Raw genomic sequence first — 21,477 nt, 5'->3', positions numbered from 1 at the left:
CGCGTCCCTCACTGCTCCAACTCGTCCAGCGCGCCCAGCTGCTGCATCAGTCCAAGCTGGTCGTGCTGCCACCAGGTTTCGGTGACCTTGCCGTCGGGGCCGAAGCGGAAGAGGGTCATGCCGGTCATGGTGACGCGGCGGCCGGTGGCGGCGATGCCGAGGAAGTCGCCGGTGTGGGTGGCCCGCCAGGTCCAGCGGGCGCAGGCACGGTCCTCCTGGGTGAGGACGTCCTCGACGGTGAAGGCGGAATCGAAGGCGGCCCGCCACATGCGGTACTCGGCACGGGCGTTGTCCAGGCCGATGGTGTCCTGCGGGTTCACCGGGTCGTGGCTGTGGATGTCCTCGTCCAGCAGGTCGTTGAGCGGGGGCAGTTCGCCCGGGGCGGCGAGGGTGGCGAAGAACCGCCGGACGGTGTCCTCGGCCAGCCGGTCGTCCCGCACCACGTCCAGGTCCATGAACACGGGCCGCTCGTCGCACAGGGCGGCCATCTCCCGGAAGATCCGGTCGGTCTCCGGGAGGCCGGAGCCGCGCTTCGCGTCCTCGTACGACGGGAACTCCACGACCTCCACCAGGTGCGCGGCGTCCGAGCGGTCCTGGCCGACCAGCGTGTGGGTCGCCGTCCGCCGTCCGCTCGTCCGCGCGACCCAGTCGTCCATGAGCCGGTTCATCTCGTCCGGCCGGCTCGTCCTGCACTCGATGAGCTGTACGAAGGTCATGGCGCCGCCTCCGGCCCCCCTGATCCGGTCGTCTCACCCCATTTTCGCACCGGACCGCCGACCGCACCGCACCGGAAGTACCGACCGTGCCGGCCCGCCGCCGACCGCACGGGAGAGCGACCGCGCTGGCCTGCCGCCGCCCGCGCCTGCCTGCCGCCGACCGCGCCCGCCGGCGCCTACCGCGGGCCGTACTTGCGCCCGGTGCGGGACGCGACCCCGCCGAGGAGCCCGCGCGGGGCGACCTTCACCAGGCCCATCAGTGCCTTGTAGCGGGGGTCCGGGATGGACAGCGACTTGCCGCGCGCCAGGTCGGCGAGGGCCGCCGCGACCAGCTTGTCGGCGTCCAGCCACATCCAGCCGGGGATGTTGTCCGTGCCCATCCCGGCCCGCTGGTGGAACTCGGTGCGCACGAATCCGGGGCACAGCGCCATCAGCCGGACGCCGGTCCCGGCCAGGTCCCGCGCCGCGCCCTGGGTGAACTGCACGACCCACGCCTTGGACGCGCCGTAGGTGCCCCGGGGCACGAAGGCCGCCACCGAGGCGACATTGACCACCCCGCCCCGGCCGCGCTCGCGCATCGCCCCGGCCGCCGCCGAGGTCAGCCGCAGCACCGCCTCGCAGTGCACCTTGAGCATCGTCAGCTCGTCCGCCATGGAGACTTCCAGATAGCGGCCCTTGTTGCCGAAACCGGCGTTGTTGATCAGCAGGTCGACCGGGTTCTTGCGGTCGCCGAGCCGGGCGGCGACGGTTTCGATGCCCTTGTCCTCGGAGAGGTCGGCGGGCAGCACCTCCGCCTCGATGCCGTGCCGGTCGTGCAGCTCGGTCGCCTGTTCGCGCAGCCGCTTGGCGTCCCGCGCCACCAGGACGAGGTCATGCCCGTCAGCCGCCAGCCGCCGCGCGAAGGCGGCACCGATCCCCGCGGTCGATCCCGTAATCAGAGCCGTTGTCATGACCCAAGGGTAGTGATCACGGGGGACACCCACAGGTGGTGTCCGCCATGCGGTGACGGGGCCTCAGCGGGCCTGCGCGGCGACGTACTTGCGGGCCGCCGCCAGGGCCTCCGGGTGCAGGTCGTCGGCGGCGTCGAGCAACCGCGGCAGCAGGGCCCGCTCGGTGGTGGTCGCGCGGAACTCCATCGCCGCGGTCACCCCGTGCTCCGGCCGGTGGAGGATCTCGACGCGGTCGCCCGCGCGTATCTCGCCCGGCTCGATCACCCGGAGGTAGGCACCCGTTGCGCCCTTCTGTGTGAACCTTCGGACCCAGCCCGGCTCGCCCATATGGCCCTGGAAGGTGCGGCACGGGATACGGCCCGCGGTCACCTGGAGGACCACGGTCGGACCGATCCGCCAGCGCTCGCCGATCAGCGCCCCGGAGACGTCCAGTCCGCTGGTCGTGATGTTCTCCCCGAAGCAGCCGTTGGCCAGGGTGCGGCCCAGCTCGCGCTCCCAGTGGTCCAGGTCCTCGCGCGCGAACGCGTACACCGCCTGGTCGTCACCGCCGTGATGCTTCAGGTCGCACACCGCGTCACCGGCGAGCCCGCTCCCGGCGCTCCCCTTCGGGCCCGGCGCGGACACCGCCACCGGCCCCTGGACCGGCCTCTTGTCGATGCCCGTCAGACCGTCCGCCTGGCTTGTGTACGGCACCGGGCGGGCCTGCCCGATGTTGACCGAGAGAAGCTTCATGGCCGAGACCGTACGCGACGGCACCCCAAAGCGTCGACTGGATTTATGGTGCCGCCCCCAAGGCTGCCTTATGCTTGGCGGGTGATCGAGGCCCGTCATCTCCGTGTCCTGCGCGCCGTCGCCGCCACCGGCTCCTTCTCGGCGGCCGGGCGGGAACTGGGCTGCACCCAGCCCGCCGTCAGCCAGCAGATGAAGGCCCTGGAGGCCTCCGTCGGCACCCCGCTGCTGATCCGCGCGGGCCGTGAGATGCGGCTCACCCAGGCCGGCGAGGCCCTGGTCCGGCACGCCTCCGGCATCCTCGCCGGGCTCACCGCCGCCGAGGAGGAGGTCGCCGCGATCGCGGGCCTGCGGGCCGGCCGGGTCCGCCTGGTCTCCTTCCCGAGCGGCAGCTCCACCCTGGTGCCCACCGCGCTGGCCGCCCTGCGCGCGGCCCATCCCGGCACCCGGGTCTCCCTGGAGGAGGCCGAACCCCCGCGCTCCGTCGAACTGCTGCGCGAGGGGGACTGCGATCTCGCGCTGGCCTTCCGCTACGAGGGCGCGGCGGTCGCCGAGGACTGGGACGACCTGGTCGTACGCCCCCTGCTGACCGACCGGCTGGTGGCCCTCGTGCCCGAGCGGCACCGGCTCGCGCGCGCCGAGGCCGTCGCCATCGGGGAGCTGGCCGAGGAGCCCTGGATCGCGGGCTGCCCGCGCTGCCGCGGCCAGCTGGTGGAGGTCTGCCAGGGGGCCGGGTTCGCGCCCCGCATCGACTTCGCCACCGACGACTACCCGGCGGTGGCGGGCCTGGTGGGCGCGGGTCTGGGCGTGGCCGTGCTGCCGCAGCTCGCGGTGGAGTCGGTACGGCCGCGCGGGGTGCGCACGGTGCGGCTGGAACCGGCGGTGCGGCGGGAGATCGTCGCGCTCACCCTGCCCGATCTGGCCCAGGTGCCGGCGGTCGCGGCGACGCTGGAGCAGCTCGCGCGGGCGGCCGGTCGCGCGGCGGCGTGACGCCCTAACGGATCAGATTCCGGGGGAGCGGCGGCGTACAAGGCGCGGGGGCGCGAGGCGCAGGGGGAGCGGGGGCCGTACAAGGCGCGGGCGCGCGAGGCTCAAGGGCGCAGAGTCGCGGGCACGCACGCGGCGTGCCCGGTGGGTGGGGGGATCGGCGCACCCGACGGGCCATGGGTGCGGTGCAGAAACGTTCCTTCAGATCAGTGGTCCTGGGCGGTGTCCCCGCTGGTGGTCGAGGCGGCCACCAGGCGGTTGCGTGCCCGCCCCATCAGCTCCTCGCGCTCGTCCTCGGTCAGGCCGCCCCAGACGCCGTACGGCTCGCGCACGGCGAGCGCGTGCGCCGCGCACTCCGCGCGGACCGGGCACCTCATGCAGACCTCCTTGGCCGAGTTCTCGCGAGCGCTCCGAGCCGCCCCGCGCTCGCCCTCCGGGTGGAAGAAGAGCGAGCTGTCCACCCCGCGGCAAGCAGCCAGCAGCTGCCAGTCCCACAGGTCCGCGTTCGGTCCGGGAAGGCGGGAGAAATCTGCCATTGCGTGACCCCTTGTAGCCGTTCTGGGCGGATACGGTGCCAATGACCGTACATGTCCGGTCTAAGGAGATGTAAATATGACTCATTGCGAATCTAGCCCCGAACACTGCGAAACGGGAAGAAAAGCATCTAAACGGGGCATAGGTTGTGATGAAAAGTTGAGGGTCCGTTGGGCATGTCTGCACCGTGTCGGGGCCCTCACATAGAGTGCCGATGACGGCGTGCAGTCCCGTAACTCTTTCGAGTGACCGTCGTTGAGAGTGCGGAGGCGGTTGAAAACACAAGCGCTCGGGCAGGCGTCCGAGACGGTCGACCGCACAGGTGAGATTCCGTACCAGCCTGGAGGCTCAAGGTGACGCGCATCAGCTGCGGAGGGCGGTCATGACATCCGTCCTCGTCTGCGACGACTCCCCGCTTGCCCGAGAAGCGCTCCGCCGCGCGGTCGCGACCGTGCCCGGTGTCGAGCGTGTGACGACGGCGGCCAACGGCGAGGAAGTCCTCCGCCGCTGGGGCGCCGATCGCTCCGACCTCATTTTGATGGATGTCCGCATGCCCGGCCTGGGCGGTGTCGAGACCGTGCGCAGGCTGCTGTCGGCCGACCCCGGCGCGCGCATCATCATGCTGACCGTCGCCGAGGACCTGGACGGCGTGGCCCTCGCGGTCGCCGCCGGCGCCCGGGGCTATCTGCACAAGGACGCCTCGCGCGCCGAACTGCGGGCCACGGTGACACAGGCCCTCGCCGACCCGACCTGGCGGCTGGCCCCGCGCCGGCTGCGCTCGGCCGAGATGGGCGCCGCGCCCACGCTCACCGCGCGCGAGATCCAGGTCCTGGAGGGCATGAGCCACGGCCGCTCGAACGCCGAGATCGGGCGTGAGCTGTTCCTCTCCGAGGACACCGTCAAGACCCACGCCCGGCGCCTGTTCAAGAAGCTCGGCGCCTCGGACCGCGCCCACGCGGTGGCCCTCGGCTTCCGCTGGGGCCTGGTCAGGTAGGACCCCGGCGGCCCCGCGCGCCTGCCGTGCGGGGCCGGGCCGACCCCGGGGCGCGGCCCTGTGGGTGACCGGTCGCCCGGGTCCTTGTGGGCTCGGCGGGTGAAACCGCCGTGCACCCCCGTTCGGCCCGGCGCGCCCCACGCCCGGCGGCACGGTCCGCGCCGTACGCCCCCGGAGCCGGATTCCCGCAGGCCGGCGTCCGTCCGGGCCGGTCGGCGGAGACCGCGTACGCTCCGCCAGGACGTGCCGTGCGGCGGCGCCCGAGGCGGCCCCGCCGCACGGGCGCTGCTCGTTTCGGCGCGGATGCCGCATCCTTGAGGGTGTGGAGTCTCTCGGGGACGAGTCGGTCGAGCGGAAGGGGAGGGCGCAGGGAATGAGTGCCGGCGCACCTGCTCATAACGCTTCGGTGCACAACCACCAGCACGATGCGACGGACCGGACGGCCGCAAGGCACCATGGACCGATGCGCGACGACGAGGCGGGCACGGCCCAGGGGGCGATCGGCGCTCTCGTGCTTCGTGCCGTCGACGGGGACGAACAGGCCACGCACGACCTGCTCGCCCACGTGCACCCGCTGGCGCTGCGGTACTGCCGCACCCGGCTGTCGCGGCTGCCCGGCGACGCGCGCCACTTCGTGGAGGACCTCGCCCAGGAGGTCTGCGTCGCGGTCCTGCTCGCCCTGCCCCGCTACCGGGACACCGGCCGCCCCTTCGAGGCGTTCGTCTTCGCCATCGCCTCGCACAAGGTCGCCGACCTCCAGCGCGCCGCGATGCGCCACCCGGGTTCGACCGCCGTGCCCTCCGACGAGATGCCCGAGCGGCCCGACGACTCGCTCGGCCCCGAGGAGCGCGCCCTGCTCAGCAGCGACGCCGAGTGGGCCAAGAAACTGCTGGCCAACCTCCCCGAGAACCAGCGCGAACTGCTGCTGCTGCGCATCGCGGTGGGCCTCACGGCGGAGGAAACGGGACAGATGTTGGGAATGTCACCCGGAGCGGTCCGGGTCGCCCAGCACCGGGCCCTGAGCCGCCTGAGGGCACTGGCCGAGCAGTAGCGGCACCGGGCCACGACACCCCAGGGCCCACCGTATGAACATACGAAGCCGAAGGTGATCTTCCGCCGTGGAATTTGCTGGCTGTGCTTCCCGTTAGCATGGACATCCGCACCGAGCAAGGCCATTTGGGGAAGGTGTCATGACTGCAAACGTCGACGGAGTGCCCGGAAAATTCGCGACACTCGGGCTGACCTACGACGACGTGCTGCTGCTGCCGGGGGCCTCCGAAGTGCTCCCCAACGCGGTCGACACCTCGTCCCGCATCTCCCGCAACGTCCGGGTCAACATCCCGCTGCTGTCGGCGGCGATGGACAAGGTGACCGAGTCGCGCATGGCGATTGCCATGGCCCGCCTCGGCGGCGTCGGCGTCCTGCACCGCAACCTGTCCGTCGAGGACCAGGTCAACCAGGTCGACCTGGTGAAGCGGTCCGAGTCCGGCATGGTCACCGACCCGATCACGGTGCACCCGGAGGCCACGCTCGCCGAGGCCGACGCGCTGTGCGCCAAGTTCCGCATCAGCGGTGTCCCGGTCACCGACCCGGCCGGCCGGCTGCTGGGCATCGTCACCAACCGCGACATGGCCTTCGAGAGCGACCGCACGCGCCAGGTGCACGAGGTCATGACCCCGATGCCGCTGGTCACGGGCAAGGTGGGCATCTCCGGTCCCGAGGCCATGCAGCTGCTGCGCAAGCACAAGATCGAGAAGCTGCCGCTGGTCGACGACGCGGGTGTCCTCAAGGGCCTGATCACCGTCAAGGACTTCGTCAAGGCCGAGAAGTACCCGAACGCCGCCAAGGACGCCGAGGGCCGCCTGCTCGTCGGTGCCGCGGTCGGCGCCAGCCCCGAGGCGCTGGAGCGCGCCCAGGCGCTCGCCGAGGCCGGCGCGGACTTCCTGGTCGTCGACACCTCGCACGGCCACAACAGCAACGCCCTGAGCTGGATGGCGAAGATCAAGTCCAGCGTGAACGTCGACGTGATCGGCGGCAACGTCGCCACGCGCGACGGCGCCCAGGCGCTCATCGACGCCGGTGTCGACGGCATCAAGGTGGGTGTCGGCCCGGGCTCGATCTGCACCACGCGCGTGGTCGCCGGCATCGGCGTTCCGCAGGTCACGGCCATCTACGAGGCGTCCCTCGCCGCCCGTCCGGCGGGCATCCCGCTGATCGGCGACGGTGGCCTGCAGTACTCGGGCGACATCGGCAAGGCGCTCGCCGCCGGTGCCGACACCGTGATGCTGGGCAGCCTCCTCGCCGGCTGCGAGGAGTCGCCGGGCGAGCTGCTGTTCATCAACGGCAAGCAGTTCAAGTCGTACCGCGGCATGGGTTCGCTGGGCGCGATGCAGTCCCGCGGCCAGGCCAGGTCCTACTCGAAGGACCGCTACTTCCAGGCCGAGGTGGCCTCCGACGACAAGCTCGTGCCCGAGGGCGTCGAGGGCCAGGTGCCCTACCGCGGCCCGCTGGCCAACGTGCTGCACCAGCTGGTCGGCGGTCTGCGCCAGACCATGGGCTACGTGGGCGCCGCCACCATCGACGAGATGGAGTCCAAGGGCCGCTTCGTGCGGATCACCTCCGCGGGCCTCAAGGAGAGCCACCCGCACGACATCCAGATGACGGTCGAGGCGCCGAACTACAGCGCCAAGTAGCCACCAGGCCCCCGCCGAAGGCGGTCCCGGGACATCCGGGGCCGCCTTTGCCGTGCCCGTCGGCGATACTGGAAGGCGCTGAAACGCAACAGGGAAAGGCCACAGACGTGACTGAGATCGAGATCGGGCGCGGCAAGCGCGGCCGCCGGGCGTACGCCTTCGACGACATCGCCGTCGTCCCCAGCCGCCGTACGCGGGACCCGAAGGAGGTCTCGATCGCCTGGCAGATCGACGCCTACCGCTTCGAGCTGCCCTTCCTGGCGGCTCCCATGGACTCCGTGGTCTCCCCGGCCACCGCGATCCGCATCGGCGAGCTGGGCGGCCTCGGCGTGCTCAACCTCGAAGGCCTGTGGACGCGGTACGAGGACCCGCAGCCGCTGCTGGACGAGATCGTCGGGCTGCCCGCCGAGCGCGCCACCCGCCGCCTCCAGGAGATCTACGCCGCGCCCATCAAGGAGGAGCTGATCGGCGCCCGCATCAAGGAGGTGCGCGACTCCGGTGTGGTCACGGCGGCCGCGCTCTCCCCGCAGCGCACCGCCCAGTTCTCCAAGGCGGTCGTGGACGCGGGCGTGGACATCTTCGTCATCCGCGGTACGACGGTCTCCGCGGAGCACGTGTCGTCCTCGCACGAGCCGCTGAACCTGAAGCAGTTCATCTACGAGCTGGACGTCCCGGTGATCGTCGGAGGCTGCGCCACCTACACGGCCGCGCTGCACCTGATGCGCACCGGCGCGGCCGGCGTGCTGGTCGGCTTCGGCGGCGGCGCCGCGCACACCACGCGCAACGTGCTGGGCATCCAGGTCCCGATGGCCACCGCCGTCGCCGACGTGGCCGCGGCCCGCCGCGACTACATGGACGAGTCCGGCGGCCGCTACGTGCACGTGATCGCGGACGGCGGCGTCGGCTGGTCCGGCGACCTGCCCAAGGCGATCGCCTGCGGCGCCGACGCGGTGATGATGGGCTCCCCGCTGGCCCGCGCCACGGACGCCCCCGGCAAGGGCCACCACTGGGGCATGGAGGCGGTCAACGAGGAGCTGCCGCGCGGCAAGAAGGTCGGCCTCGGCACCGTCGGCACCATCGAGGAGGTCCTCACCGGCCCGTCCCACACCCCGGACGGCTCGATGAACCTCTTCGGCGCCCTGCGCCGCGCCATGTCCACCACCGGCTACAGCGAGCTCAAGGAGTTCCAGCGGGTCGAGGTGACGGTCGGGGACAGCCAGCACAAGCGCTGACCCGGCGGTCACTCGTACGACGGCTTCGTACGACGGCTTCGTACGACGCGAGGGGCCCGGCCACCGATGCGGTGGCCGGGCCCCTGTGCGCGTGGGCGCCGGTTACAGGGCGGCCTTCTTGGCGGCCGAGAACGCGGCGAAACCGGCGATCACGAAGAACAGGAAGGTGAGCGGGTCGGCGTCCGACTTCCAGGCCTCCTGCACCACGCTGAAGTGGCCGAAGAAGACCTCGGTGAAGTTCACGCCGAGCGCCTTGGCGCCGATCATGGCCTCGCCCACGAGCTGGCCGAAGTACACCGAGGCCAGCGCCAGGACCACGGAGGCGATCGGCAGGACGGCGTTGCGGCCGCCCGCCTTGCCCGCCGCGAGACCGACGACGAAGCCGACGCCGACGGCCGCGTAGCCGATCTCGTGCTTGGTGGCGCCGATGATGAGGCCGTAGAGCCCGGCGGCGACCACGGCGGCGACGACCGCGGCGATCAGGCCGACGGCCAGGTTGCCGCCGGCCGGCGCGGGCGCGACGGGGGCCATCGGCACGGGGGCGCCGACGCCCGGCTGCGGCGGGTACGGCGCCTGGGCCTGCTGGGCGTACGGGTTGCCGTCGGCCGGGCCGCTCTGCGGCTGCGGCGGTGGTGCTGACTGGCTCATGACAGAAATCCCCCCGTGCTGTGGCACAACTGGATGAAGTGAACGGAAGACTGCTCGCACCTGTGTGCGGCAATTCCGGGGGAGACTAACAGGCACGGCCGACAACGCCCCGTTTGTTTTCCTATCGTGATCTTGCGCGAGGTTTCGGCCGGTTGTCCCTCAGAGCCGGTGCGCCGCCCCCGTAGGGGTGGCACCCCGGGTGTCCAGGAGCAGTTGCGCCTTCACCGACAGGCCCTGGAGGTCGTAGGTGCGGTGCTGCTGGAGCAGGATCGTCAGATCGGCGCCCGCGGCGGCCTCGTAGAGGGTGTCCACGCGCGGGACCGGGCGGTCCAGCACGCTCCAGGCGGGCACGTAGGGGTCGTGGTAGCTCACGGACGCGCCGAGTTCCATCAGGCGTACGGCGATCTCCCGGGCCGGGGCACCCTGCTGGTCGGCGAGGTCCGCCTTGTAGGTCACGCCGAGCAGCAGCACGCGCGCGCCCCGGGCGGACTTGCCGTGCTCGTTGAGCAGGGTCGCGGCGCGCTGCACGACGTACCCGGGCATCCGGCTGTTGACCTGCTGGGCCAGTTCCACCATGCGCAGCGCGCGGCTCGCGTGTCCGGTGAGGTCCTGCGGGACGGCGTGGCCGCCGACGCCGGGGCCCGGCCGGAAGGCGTGGAAGCCGAACGGCTTGGTCTCGGCGCAGCGGATGACGTCCCACAGGTCGACGCCGAGTTCGTGGCAGAGCACGGCCATCTCGTTGACCAACGCGATGTTGACGTGCCTGAAGTTGGTCTCCAGCAGTTGCACCGCCTCCGCCTCGCGCAGCCCGCGCGCGCGGACCACCTTGTCGGTGAGCCGGCCGTAGAAGGCGGCGGCCGACTCGGTGCAGGCGGGGGTGAGGCCGCCGATGACCTTGGGGGTGCCGGCCGGGGTGTGCGCCCGGTTGCCGGGGTCGACCCGGCTGGGGGAGTAGGCGAGGTGGAAGTCCCGGCCCGCGCGCAGTCCGGAGCCCTCCTCCAGGAGGGGGCGCAGGAACTCCTCGGTCGTCCCCGGGGGCACCGGCGACTCCAGGATGACGGTGGTGTTCGGGCGCAGCCGTCCGGCCAGGGCGCGGGCGCCGGCCTCGACCTGGCCGAGGTCCGGGGCGCCGTCGGCGCCGCGCGGGGTGGGTGCGCAGATCACCGCCGTGCGCACCCGGCCGAGCTGGGCCGGGTCGGTGGCGCGCCGGAACCCGGACGCGTGCATCCGGCGCAGTTCGGCGGGGCTCAGCGGCCCCGCCTCGGGTCCGGTGGCATAGCCGAGGGTGGGGATGCCGGCGGCCACCGCGGCCTGGGCGAGCGGCAAACCGTAGGGGCCGAGTCCGATGACGGCGAGGTCTGCGGGCATGGCGTGGGCCGTCCTTCCCAGTAGCCGAAGCGGAACGGATGCGCAACCTCTGTGGACAGGATGAGCGAGCGCACTGTCACACTAGGAGTAAATATGACCGTGATGTGGGATTCTGTTCGTGTGTCTCCCGGGGGATGTGCGCTGGTTATCCACAGGCCGCGGGCGCGTGGTGGCTGAAGTCGGGCAAGCCGGTCAGAATTTGGGCATGAGGTGGTGGTGAACCGGGCCTCGCCCTCCGGGTGCGGCCGACGCGAGCGGGTCAGCGACAGCGGGAGGCAGCGGTGAGGACAGCGACTCTGGGTCCGGTGCAGCGCGCGGCGGCACTGGCCGCGATGACCGAACGCGAACTGGACGTACTGGTGATCGGCGGCGGAGTGGTCGGCGCGGGCACCGCGCTGGACGCGGTCACCCGCGGACTGTCCACCGGCCTGGTGGAGGCCCGGGACTGGGCGTCCGGCACCTCCAGCCGCTCCAGCAAGCTCATCCACGGCGGGCTGCGCTATCTGGAGATGCTCGACTTCGCGCTCGTCCGCGAGGCGTTGAAGGAGCGCGGCCTGCTCCTGGAGCGGCTCGCCCCGCACCTGGTCAAACCGGTGCCCTTCCTCTACCCGTTGCAGCACCGCGGCTGGGAGCGGCTCTACGCGGGCTCGGGCGTCGCGCTCTACGACGCGATGTCCATGGCCCGCGGCCACGGCCGAGGCCTGCCGCTGCACCGTCACCTGAGCCGCGGTCAGGCCCTGCGCGTGGCCCCCTGCCTGCGCAAGGACGCCCTCGTCGGCGCCCTCCAGTACTACGACGCCCAGATGGACGACGCCCGCTTCGTGGCCACCCTGGTGCGCACGGCGGCGTCGTACGGCGCGAAAGCGGCCAACCGGGCCCGCGTCACCGGGTTCATACGGGAGGGCGAGCGGGTCGTCGGCGCCCGGGTGCAGGACGTCGAGGGCGGCGGGGAGTACGAGGTGCGCGCCCGGCAGATCGTCAACGCCACCGGGGTGTGGACCGACGACACCCAGGGCATGGTGGGCGAGCGCGGCCAGTTCCACGTCCGCGCCTCCAAGGGCATCCACCTGGTCGTGCCCAAGGACCGCATCCACTCCACCACCGGCCTGATCCTGCGCACCGAGAAGTCCGTGCTCTTCGTCATCCCGTGGGGCCGGCACTGGATCGTCGGCACCACCGACACCGACTGGGACCTCGACAAGGCCCACCCGGCCGCATCCAGCGCCGACATCGACTACCTGCTGGAACACGTCAACTCGGTGCTGGCCGTGCCGCTCGGCCGCGACGACGTGCAGGGGGTGTACGCGGGACTGCGGCCGCTGCTGGCCGGCGAATCCGACGCCACCAGCAAGCTGTCCCGCGAGCACACGGTGGCCCATCCGGCGCCGGGCCTGGTGGTCGTGGCGGGCGGCAAGTACACCACGTACCGGGTGATGGCGAAGGACGCCGTCGACGAGGCGGTGCACGGCCTGGACCAGCGCGTCGCCGACTGCGTGACCGAGGAGACCCCGCTGCTCGGCGCGGAGGGCTACCAGGCACTGTGGAACGCGCGGGCCCGCATCGCCGCCCGCACCGGACTGCACACGGTCCGCGTGGAACACCTGCTGAACCGGTACGGCTCGATGGCCGAGGAGATCTTCGAACTCGTGGAAGCCGACCCCGCGCTCGGCCAACCGCTGCGGGCCGCCGACGACTACCTGCGCGCCGAGGTCGTCTACGCCGCCTCGCACGAGGGCGCCCGGCACCTGGACGACGTCCTCACCCGGCGCACCCGCATCTCCATCGAGACCTTCGACCGCGGCACCCGCAGCGCCCGCGAGGCCGCCGAACTGATGGCGCCGGTCCTCGGCTGGGACAAGGACCGGATCGATCGCGAGGTGGCGCACTACGAGAAGCGGGTGGAGGCCGAACGGGAGTCGCAGCTCCAGCCCGACGACCAGACGGCCGACGCGGCGCGCCTGGGGGCGCCGGACATCGTGCCGCTGAGCTGAGGGGGCGTCGGCCCGGCCCCCCGGGTGCAGTGGTTTGGCCGGGTCTGACCGAAGGGTCGGCACCGCGGGTCGCCGGGTTCTCACGGCCCGTCATGCCGCCGGGGCGAAGGGGGCTTCGGAGAGGCTCGCGGTGCGTGACGGACGGGTCCGGGGAGGGCCCCCAGGGCGTCGAGCACTTGTCGGGTGAGAGACAATGAAGGCTCTGTCAGGGCGGGTTGCATGAGGGGACGCATGTCGGAGGCGGAGCGGGCGGGGACATCTCGTCAGGAGACTCGGCAGGACAAGAGCGGACGGCGTCTCCTCGCCGGGCGGTACCGGCTGGGAGACGTGCTGGGCCGCGGCGGCATGGGCACGGTCTGGCGTGCCGAGGACGAGACCCTCGGCCGCACCGTCGCCGTCAAGGAGCTGCGGTTCCCGACGAACATCGACGAGGAGGAGAAGCGGCGCCTGATCACGCGCACCCTGCGCGAGGCCAAGGCGATCGCCCGGATCCGCAACAACAGCGCGGTGACGGTCTTCGACGTGGTCGACGAGGACGACCGGCCCTGGATCGTCATGGAGCTGGTGGAGGGCAAGTCCCTCGCCGAGGTCATCCGTGAGGACGGCGTGCTGACCCCCAAGCGCGCCGCCGAGGTGGGCCTCGCCGTCCTCGACGTGCTGCGCTCCGCCCACCGCGAGGGCATCCTGCACCGGGACGTGAAGCCGTCCAACGTGCTCATCGCCGACGACGGCCGCGTCGTCCTCACCGACTTCGGCATCGCCCAGGTCGAGGGCGACCCGTCCATCACCTCCACCGGCATGCTCGTCGGCGCCCCCTCCTACATCGCCCCGGAGCGCGCCCGCGGCCGCAAGCCGGGCCCCGCGGCCGACCTGTGGTCGCTCGGCGGGCTGCTGTACGCGGCGGTCGAGGGCGTGCCGCCGTACGACAAGGGCTCGGCGATCGCCACGCTCACCGCGGTGATGACCGAGCCGCTGGAGGAGCCCAAGAACGCGGGCCCGCTGCGGGACGTCATCTACGGCCTGCTCACCAAGGACCCGGCCGAGCGGCTCGACGACGCCGGGGCGCGGGCGCTGCTCGGCAAGGTCATCCACGCGCGGGAGCCGGAACCGCTGGACGCCACCCGGGTCGTACCGCTGCCGGCGCAGCCGGGCGACGGCGAGGGCAAGCGGGGCGAGGAGGCCGCGGAGAAGCTGCGCGGCGCGCTGCGCTCGGTGCGCAAGGCGGCGGGGGCGGCCGGTGCCGGGTCCGGCGCCGCGGCGGCTTCGGCGGGTCCGAAGAGCGGCGGTGGCACGCCGGCGTCCGGCGGCGCGGCCGGTGGTGCGGCCCAGGGGCCGGCCGTCGCGTCGAACTCCGCCGGGAACCCTCCCGGGAACAGGGCGGGCGCCGCTGGGCAGGCGAAGCCCGCTTCGGGCTGGCCCGTCATGCCGCCGCCGGACCTGGACCTGCCGCCGCGGCCGGCGCCGCGCGCCTCGGTCACGGACGTGGTGCCCCGGCGCACGCTGCTGATCGCGGCCGTGGTGGTGGCCCTCGCGGTGATCGGCACCGTGCTGGTCGTCGCCCTCGGCGGCGGCGACGACACCGACGGCAAGGGCGCCGCCCGGACCACGGCCGGCGCGAGCGCCTCCGCCGAGGACGGCCGGAGCAAGGGACCGGGCGGCGCCACGCGCACGGACGGCGGGAGCCCGACGCCCACCGCCACCGCCACGGGGACCGGGACCGCGACCGGTACGGACGCCGGCGCGAGCGCGTCCGCCGACGGCGGGAGCGCGCCGGTCGTCTCCACCCGCACGGGCGGGCAGGGGTACTCGATCGGGCTGCCCAAGGGATGGTCGTACCAGACCCACAGCTCCGCCGGCGACCGCTACACCGGTCCCGACGGGCAGAAGCTGCTCGTCGCCTGGACCGGCACGCCCAAGGACGACCCGGTGGCGGACTGGAAGAACCAGGAGCACTACATGGTGCGCTCGCAGTACCACCGGATCCGTATCGAGAAGGTGGGCTACCGCGGCTGGAACACGGCCGACTGGGAGTTCACCTACGTCGACGGCGGCACCGGCTACCGCACCATCGACCGCGGCTTCGTGGTCAACAGCCACCTCGGGTACGCGCTGATGTACACCGCGAAGGCCGATGACTGGCACGACGACCTGCGCAAGGACACCTGGCGGACGCTGACGGCGTCGTTCCGGCCCAAGTCGTAGGGTCCCGGCGGCGATTCCCCGGCGGCGATTCCCCGGCGGCGGTTCCCCGGCGGCGGAATCCGGCATCAGCGCGGTGCGGGTTGCCTCCGGCACGTATCGTGAATGGTTGAGGACCGTACGGAGCCGGATGCGGGTGCGAAACGGGCCGCGAGACGAACGGATGTGACCAAACCGGGCGGCCGGGGGTGGGGAGCGGAATGGACGACTACGCGGGCCGGGTACTGGCCGACCGCTACCGCCTGCCGCTGCCGCCGTCCGACGAGTACGAGCTGACCGAGACCCGCGCCTTCGACACCTACAGCGGCCAGGAGGTGCGGGTCCGTCAGGTGCCGCTGCCCGAGGTCGTCGAGGCCGAGGTGCTCGACGCGGACGGGCTGCCCGAGGGGTTCACCGCGCGCGGGCGCGGGGCGCGTCCGGTGCCGGCCGCGCGGGCCGCGACGCGGCAGCCCGCCGACCCCGTGGTGCGGCGCGCCATCGAGGCCGCGCAGGCGGCGGCCGGCATCCCCGACCATCCGCGCCTGGACCAGGTCTTCGACGTCTTCGCCGAGGGCGGATCGCTGTGGATCGTCAGCGAGTGGGTCGCCGCCCGCCCGCTGTCCGCGTTCCTCGCCGAGCGCCCCCTCACCCCCTACCGGGCCGCCGAGGTCGCCTCCGACGTCCTCATGGCCCTGCGCGTCCTGCACGCCCACGGCTGGGTCCACCGCAATGTCACCGCGCGCACGGTCCTCGTCTGCGACGACGGCCGCGTGATGCTGACCGGCCTCGCCTCCGGTGCCGCCGAGGAGGCGCTGTGCGGGTACGACCCGGTGCCGGGGGCGGAGGACGACGGAGGCGTCGGTGGTGCCGTGGAGCTCGCGCCCGGTGCGGTGAGCACCGGCGGGGCCGTGCCGGGCACCGGGGGAGCCGCGGGCGTCGTCGGGTCCGATGCCGTGGACCCCGAGGCCGCGCGGCGGGCCGCCATCCAGGCGCGGGCGTCCGGCGGCCCCGCGCTGCCGGGGGCGAGCGGCGGGCCCGGGGCGCCCGGTGCGGCGGGGCAGCGGGCGGTGGACAGCGGGACCGACATCCGTGCCGCGCGGGCCGGGGCCATCGCCGCGTACCGGGCGGGGGCCCGTGCCGCGGCCCGGGTGCAGGAGGCCCAGCAGGGCGAACGCGCCGCGCTGCCCGGGGCCCGGCGGGCCACCGAGGGAGACGTGAGCACCGGCCGGCCCGCCGGGAGCGAGGCGCCGTCGCCGCACCCCCAGGCGCCGTCGCCGTACCCCCAGGGGCCGTCGCCCCACCCCGCGGACCCGTCGTCCCACCAGCCCCCGCCGGGCTCGCCCGCACAGGCGCCGTACCCGCCTCCCGTACCCGCCCCCCGTCCCGGCACCCCGCCCGGCCGGACCGTCGACCCCTACGGGGCGCACGGCGCGCCGGCCCCCGCCCCGCGTGGCCTCGAACCCGCCCGGCACGACACCCCGGCCCCGGTCGCCGCCGTGCCACCGCAGCAGCACGCCGGCTGGGACGCCGCCGCCCCCAGTACCGGTGCGCGGCAGCCCGCCGGGGCGCTCGCCGCCGAGCGGGCACGGCAGGCGCGGATGGCGGTGGTGGGGCCGGTGACCGAGCGATGGGCGCCGGAGCAGGCCGGGCCCGTGCACGAGAACTGGCAGCTTGCGGCACCGGTCGGACCCGCCACCGATCTGTGGGCGCTGGGCGCGTTGTTGTTCCGCGCGGTCCAGGGGCATGCGCCGTATCCCGAGGAATCCACCGCCGAACTGGTGCAGTTGGTGTGCGCGGAGCCGCCCGCCTACGCCGAGGAGTGCGGGCCGCTGCGGCCGGTGGTGGAGTCGCTGCTGCGTCAGGACCCCACCGAGCGGCCGGACTTCGAGGAACTGGGCGGCTGGCTGCGCTCGCTGGTGCGGTCCGCGCCCGAGCCGGAGGCCGGTACGCGCGTGGTGCCCGTACCGCCCGCCGACCCTCGACGGCTGCCGATCGTCAGGCGCCGGGGCGAGCTGGTGCGGCGGCGGCGCCCCCGGCTGCCCGAGGCACACGCCCGGCACAAGCGCGGCCGGGAGGGCGGCAGTTCACCGAGCCGCCTCGGCCGGACCCTGCTTCTGCTGGTCCTGCTCCTGCTGGCGGGAGCGGTGGCGTACGCGATGCTGTTCATGCCGAAACAGCATGCCCGTGACGATCGGAGCGGGACCGGCGCGAGCCGTTCCACCGGCCAGACGAGCCCCGCCCCCTCCCGCACCCAGCACAGCCCCTCCGCCTCCGAGACCCAGGCCGGCGGCACCTCCGCCGTCCCCGACGGCTTCGCCCTGCGCAAGGACCCCGAGGGCTTCGAGATCGCCGTCGCCAAGGGCTGGAGCCGCACCCCGAAGAACGGCAGCGGCGAAGTCGTCTACTCCCACGGCGACTTCGAGCTGCTGGTCGTACCCGGACGGGACGGCGCGGCCGGCTACGGCAGCGATCCGATGGCCTATCAGCGGGACAAGGAGCGCGAACTCCAGCCGTACCGGGACTCCAGCTGGGCCACCGCCACCGGGCTGCGCACCATCGAGGTGGGCGGACGGACCATGGCCGAGGGGCAGTTCACCTGGACCGACGACCGGGGCCGCGGTCTGTTCGTGCGCAACATGGCGATCCTGCTGGCCGGGAGGTACCACATCCTGCAGGTCCGCGGCCCGGACGCCGACCGGGACGAGGTGACACGGCTGTACGAGGAAGCTACCGCGACGTACCGCTACACCGGTTGAGCGCGGCGTACGCAACGGCCCTTGCCCGGCGCGCCGGTTCCCGTTTCCGAGCGGAAATGACCATCGTCACAGTGCGGTTTCCTTGGGACCCCGCTTGTTCCCTGCGAACGAGCCGGTCCTTAGTCTGACCCTGACAAGAGCATTGCGGGGCAACGTGAATCAGATGCAGGGCCAGCTCATAGCCGGCCGCTACCGGCTTGCCGAATCCATCGGCAGCGGCGGCATGGGACGGGTGTGGCGCGCGCACGACGAAGTCCTCCACCGAGCGGTCGCCGTCAAGGAGTTGACCGCCGCGCTCTACGCCTCAGGCAGCGACCAGGCCGTTCTGCTCGCCCGCACCCGGGCCGAGGCGCGGGCCGCGGCGCGCATCAACCACTCCGCCGTCGTCACCGTGCACGACGTCCTCGAACACGACGGCCGTCCCTGGATCGTGATGGAGCTGGTGGAGGGCGCCTCGCTGGCCGACGCGGTCAAGGAGCGGGGCCGCATCGAGCCGCGGGAGGCCGCGCGGATCGGCCTGTGGGTGCTGCGGGCGCTGCGCGCCGCGCACTCGGCCGGCGTACTGCACCGCGACGTCAAGCCCGGCAACGTTCTCCTCGGCCGTGACGGGCGGGTGCTGCTCACCGACTTCGGCATCGCCCAGATCGAGGGCGACTCGACCATCACCCGCACCGGCGAGGTCGTCGGCTCGGTCGACTACCTCGCGCCCGAGCGGGTGCGCGGCCACGACCCCGGTCCCGCCTCCGACCTGTGGGCGCTGGGCGCGACGCTGTACACGGCGGTCGAGGGGCGCTCGCCGTTCCGCCGTACCTCGCCGCTGAGCACCATGCAGGCGGTCGTCGAGGAGGAGGCCGAGGAGCCGCGCAGCGCCGGGGCGCTCGGTCCGGTCATCTGCGCGCTGCTGCGCAAGGAACCGGACCGGCGGCCGGGCGCGGAGGAGGCCGAGCAGATGCTCGCCGAGGCCGCGGAGGGCCGCCGGCCCAGCGCGGCCCAGGCGTTCGTGCCGACCCAGAGCACGGGCCTGTACGGTCCGGGCGACACCGCGGGCTACGGCGCCCCGGCCATGACCGGCCCCTCGATGACCGGCCCCTCGATGACCGGCCCGTCGATCAGCGGGCCGTCGATGACCGGCACGCCCATGGCAGGCCCCTCCATGACCGGCCCCTCCGGCGTCGGGCCCACCACCGTGGGGCCGGTGCCGGGGCACGGCGGCGGACGTCCGGCCCGCCCCCGCCGCAAGCTGCGCACGCTCGCGCTCGTCGTCGCCGTCGCGGCCGTGCTCGGCGGCGGTGCCGCGGTGGGCTTCCAGGAGTGGAACAGCACCCGGCACGACACCGCGACGCACGACAGCACGGCCCCCGGCCCGGCCTCCTCGGCGAGCCCCGGCGGCGACCACGGCCAGGACGGCAGCGGCACCGGCACCATCCCGGCCAACTGGGAGACCCACCACGACCCGCTGGGCTTCAGCATCTCCCTGCCCCAAGGCTGGAAGCGCCAGGTCTACGGCATCGACGGCCCCCTGAAGCAGATCGACTACACCCCCGACGGCGGCAAGCACTTCGTGCGCATATCCATCGACGGCTCACCGGACTTCGCCGACGCCTACTCCCACCAGCAGGACCTGGAACAGCAGCTCCAGCGACTGGTCGGCTACCAGCGGGTGACCCTCCGGCAGAACGTCTACCGCGACCGCGACGGCTCGCTGTGGGAGTACACCTGGAACGCGCTGGCGAAGGATCCGCCGTACGTGGCGGGCCCGCGGCACGCCGTCGAGGAGACGTACTACTCCCGTGAGGGCACCGAGTACGCCATCTACATGTCCGGGCCCGCCGCCGACTGGCCGAAGACCGGCAAACAGTTCAAGTGGGTGCTCCAGAGCTGGCGGCAGCCCGGTCAGACAAGATGACGGCCCCTGAGCCGAACGGATGGGCTTTGCGACTGAAACGGCTGAAAACGAGTCACTGAACAGCGCGGCTTGGCCGATCGGGGCCCCGGAGCGGATGGGTCCGTTGCGGCATGATGGGCGCATGGGGACCGAGGGCGCCGACTTCCGGGTGATCGCCGGCCGTTACCGCCTCCAGACGCGGATCGGGCGCGGCGGTATGGGCGTCGTGTGGCGGGCGAGCGACGAGCTGCTGGGCCGGCTCGTCGCGGTCAAGGAGATCCTCGCGGACGACTCCCTCCCGGAGGACGACGCACGGCGGCGCCGCGACCGTACGTTCCGGGAGGCGCGCGCGGTCGCACAGCTGCGGCACCCGCACATCATCGTGGTGCACGACGTGGTGGAGCAGGACGAACGGCCCTACTTGGTCATGGAGTTGATCGACGGCTGCTCGCTCGCCGACCGGATCGCCCGGCACGGTCCGGTGACCCCGGCCGAGGCCGCGCGGATCGGCATCGCCCTGCTCGGCGCGCTGGACACCGCGCACGAGGCCGGGGTGCTGCACCGGGACGTCAAGCCCGCGAACGTGCTGGTCGAGTCCGGCACCGAGCGGATCGTGCTCACCGACTTCGGCATCGCGCAGGTCGCGGGCGCCACCACGCTCACCGAGACCGGCTCCTTCGTCGGCTCGCCCGAGTACACCGCGCCGGAGCGGATGTCCGGGGTGCGCACCGGTCCGGAGTCCGACCTGTGGTCGCTGGGCGCGCTGCTGTGCACGGTGCTCAGCGGCGAGTCGCCGTTCCGCCGCGACTCGCTCGGCGGCATCCTGCACGCCGTGGTCGCGGCCGAGATCCGGCCGCCCGTCGAGGCCGAGCCGCTGCTGCCCGTCGTACGGGGACTGCTGGAGCGCGACCCGGACCGGCGGCTCGGCGCGGTGGACGCCGAGCGGATGCTGCGCGCCTATCTGGAGACCGGGCGGACCCCCGCGGTGCCGGACGCGCCGGGCACGGCGCGCGGGCACCGGCTCGGCGCGGGACGCCCGGCGCGGGCCGTGCCGCAGCCACCCGCCCCGCCGGGCGGGTCCGAGCCGCTGCCTGGCGCGCCCGCGGTCACGGCGGAGGTGCCGCCCGTACGGTCCTCGACGCGCGCGGTGCTGGTGGCGGCGCTGCTGATCGCGGCGCTGGCGGGGGCGGTCGGGTCGGCCGCGACGCTGCTGCTCAACCGGGACGAGAGCGGGGGCGGCGGGAGCCCGGGGGGCACGGCGACGACGCCGGCGACCCGGGGCGGGAGCGGCACGGGTCCCGCGCCGTCGCCCCCCACGGCGGCTCCGTCCCGGCCGGGTTCCCCGGTCCCCGGCCCGAGCGGCGCGCCCTCCGGTTACCGCACGGCCCGGGACCCGGCCGGGTTCTCGCTCGCCGTGCCCGACGACTTCACCCGCAGTCCGCAGGGGGAGCGGGTGTTCTACCTCTCGCCGGAGGGGACGTACCGCCTCGGCGTCAAGGTCGCGGCCGCCCAACCCGGTGGCCCGCAGGCGGTGATGCGGGGACAGGCGGCCAACGGGCCCGTCTCGAACCCCGGTTACCACGACGGCCGGGTCACCCGCACCACGCACGCCGGACACCCCGCCGCGCTCTGGGAGTTCACCTGGAACGGGTACAGCGCGGCGGAGGGGCCGCGGCACACGTACGACCTGTGCTGGGAGGAGTCCGGGCGGTTGTACGACGTGTGGGTGTCGGCGCCGGTGGGGAAGGTGCGGGAGGCGCGGGAGTACTTCGACGTCGCGCTGGACACGTTCGCGGCGACGGCCTCCTGACCGGCG

The 21,477-nt window shown here is 73.4% G+C and carries 16 protein-coding genes; 10 read left to right on the top strand and 6 right to left on the bottom strand.

What is annotated here, in order from left to right:
- Positions 1 to 8: 8 nt before the first annotated feature.
- The 3 genes from AB0927_RS13140 to AB0927_RS13130 all read right to left on the bottom strand — a co-directional run bounded on the left by AB0927_RS13140 (position 9) and on the right by AB0927_RS13130 (position 2,398).
- Entirely contained in the window at positions 9 to 716 is a 708-nt protein-coding gene (locus AB0927_RS13140; RefSeq protein WP_366667668.1) for an ester cyclase, read from the bottom strand.
- Between the two features lie 176 nt (positions 717 to 892).
- The gene (locus AB0927_RS13135) at positions 893 to 1,666 is read right to left on the bottom strand and encodes an SDR family oxidoreductase (protein ID WP_366667667.1); all 774 of its coding nucleotides are present in this window, start codon (positions 1,664 to 1,666) and stop codon (positions 893 to 895) included.
- 63 nt (positions 1,667 to 1,729) lie between these two features.
- Positions 1,730 to 2,398, bottom strand: a complete 669-nt coding sequence (locus tag AB0927_RS13130) for an MOSC domain-containing protein (RefSeq protein ID WP_366667666.1) — start codon at positions 2,396 to 2,398, stop codon at positions 1,730 to 1,732.
- A gap of 81 nt (positions 2,399 to 2,479) precedes the next feature.
- Between AB0927_RS13130 and AB0927_RS13125 the strand changes: the two genes are divergently transcribed.
- On the top strand, positions 2,480 to 3,385 hold the full coding sequence (locus AB0927_RS13125; protein ID WP_366667665.1) for a LysR family transcriptional regulator: 906 nt from the start codon (positions 2,480 to 2,482) through the stop codon (positions 3,383 to 3,385).
- A 203-nt stretch (positions 3,386 to 3,588) separates the two neighbouring features.
- Here the strand turns inward: AB0927_RS13125 and AB0927_RS13120 are convergent, their stop codons facing one another.
- On the bottom strand, positions 3,589 to 3,918 hold the full coding sequence (locus AB0927_RS13120; RefSeq protein WP_366667664.1) for a WhiB family transcriptional regulator: 330 nt from the start codon (positions 3,916 to 3,918) through the stop codon (positions 3,589 to 3,591).
- Between the two features lie 380 nt (positions 3,919 to 4,298).
- Between AB0927_RS13120 and AB0927_RS13115 the strand changes: the two genes are divergently transcribed.
- The 4 genes from AB0927_RS13115 (at position 4,299) to AB0927_RS13100 (ending at position 8,835) form a co-directional block, all read left to right on the top strand.
- The gene (locus AB0927_RS13115; protein ID WP_003948568.1) at positions 4,299 to 4,910 is read left to right on the top strand and encodes a response regulator transcription factor; all 612 of its coding nucleotides are present in this window, start codon (positions 4,299 to 4,301) and stop codon (positions 4,908 to 4,910) included.
- 463 nt (positions 4,911 to 5,373) lie between these two features.
- Positions 5,374 to 5,961 carry a sigma-70 family RNA polymerase sigma factor gene (locus AB0927_RS13110; protein WP_037657637.1) on the top strand — a complete coding sequence of 196 codons (588 nt, stop codon included), beginning with the start codon at positions 5,374 to 5,376 and terminating at the stop codon, positions 5,959 to 5,961.
- Positions 5,962 to 6,100: 139 nt separating this feature from the next.
- Positions 6,101 to 7,603, top strand: coding sequence for an IMP dehydrogenase (gene guaB / locus AB0927_RS13105; RefSeq protein ID WP_366667663.1), 1,503 nt, complete (start codon positions 6,101 to 6,103; stop codon positions 7,601 to 7,603).
- A 107-nt stretch (positions 7,604 to 7,710) separates the two neighbouring features.
- Positions 7,711 to 8,835: a GuaB3 family IMP dehydrogenase-related protein gene (locus AB0927_RS13100; protein WP_366667661.1), complete on the top strand. Its 1,125-nt coding sequence runs from the start codon at positions 7,711 to 7,713 to the stop codon at positions 8,833 to 8,835.
- 102 nt (positions 8,836 to 8,937) lie between these two features.
- Here AB0927_RS13100 and AB0927_RS13095 read toward each other — a convergent pair whose 3' ends face one another.
- Positions 8,938 to 9,483, bottom strand: coding sequence for a hypothetical protein (locus tag AB0927_RS13095; protein WP_366667659.1), 546 nt, complete (start codon positions 9,481 to 9,483; stop codon positions 8,938 to 8,940).
- Positions 9,484 to 9,642: 159 nt separating this feature from the next.
- Positions 9,643 to 10,851, bottom strand: a complete 1,209-nt coding sequence (locus AB0927_RS13090; protein WP_366667658.1) for a nucleotide sugar dehydrogenase — start codon at positions 10,849 to 10,851, stop codon at positions 9,643 to 9,645.
- A 281-nt stretch (positions 10,852 to 11,132) separates the two neighbouring features.
- On the opposite strand from AB0927_RS13090, the gene AB0927_RS13085 reads away from it, so the two are divergent.
- The 5 genes from AB0927_RS13085 (at position 11,133) to AB0927_RS13065 (ending at position 21,471) form a co-directional block, all read left to right on the top strand.
- Positions 11,133 to 12,842: a glycerol-3-phosphate dehydrogenase/oxidase gene (locus AB0927_RS13085; protein WP_366667657.1), complete on the top strand. Its 1,710-nt coding sequence runs from the start codon at positions 11,133 to 11,135 to the stop codon at positions 12,840 to 12,842.
- A 231-nt stretch (positions 12,843 to 13,073) separates the two neighbouring features.
- Entirely contained in the window at positions 13,074 to 15,044 is a 1,971-nt protein-coding gene (locus AB0927_RS13080) for a serine/threonine-protein kinase (RefSeq protein ID WP_366667656.1), read from the top strand.
- 197 nt (positions 15,045 to 15,241) lie between these two features.
- Positions 15,242 to 17,776 (top strand): protein kinase, encoded by a 2,535-nt coding sequence (locus AB0927_RS13075; protein ID WP_366667655.1) that lies wholly within the window; start codon positions 15,242 to 15,244, stop codon positions 17,774 to 17,776.
- Positions 17,777 to 17,939: 163 nt separating this feature from the next.
- Complete coding sequence (locus AB0927_RS13070; protein ID WP_366667654.1) at positions 17,940 to 19,682, top strand: serine/threonine-protein kinase; 1,743 nt, start codon at positions 17,940 to 17,942, stop codon at positions 19,680 to 19,682.
- A gap of 121 nt (positions 19,683 to 19,803) precedes the next feature.
- Positions 19,804 to 21,471: a serine/threonine-protein kinase gene (locus AB0927_RS13065; protein ID WP_366667653.1), complete on the top strand. Its 1,668-nt coding sequence runs from the start codon at positions 19,804 to 19,806 to the stop codon at positions 21,469 to 21,471.
- The last annotated feature ends 6 nt before the right edge of the window (positions 21,472 to 21,477 follow it).

This window comes from Streptomyces sp. NPDC048106 (genome assembly GCF_040706415.1).
GTDB lineage: Bacteria > Actinomycetota > Actinomycetes > Streptomycetales > Streptomycetaceae > Streptomyces.
This window is presented reverse-complemented; position numbering and strand designations above follow the sequence as displayed.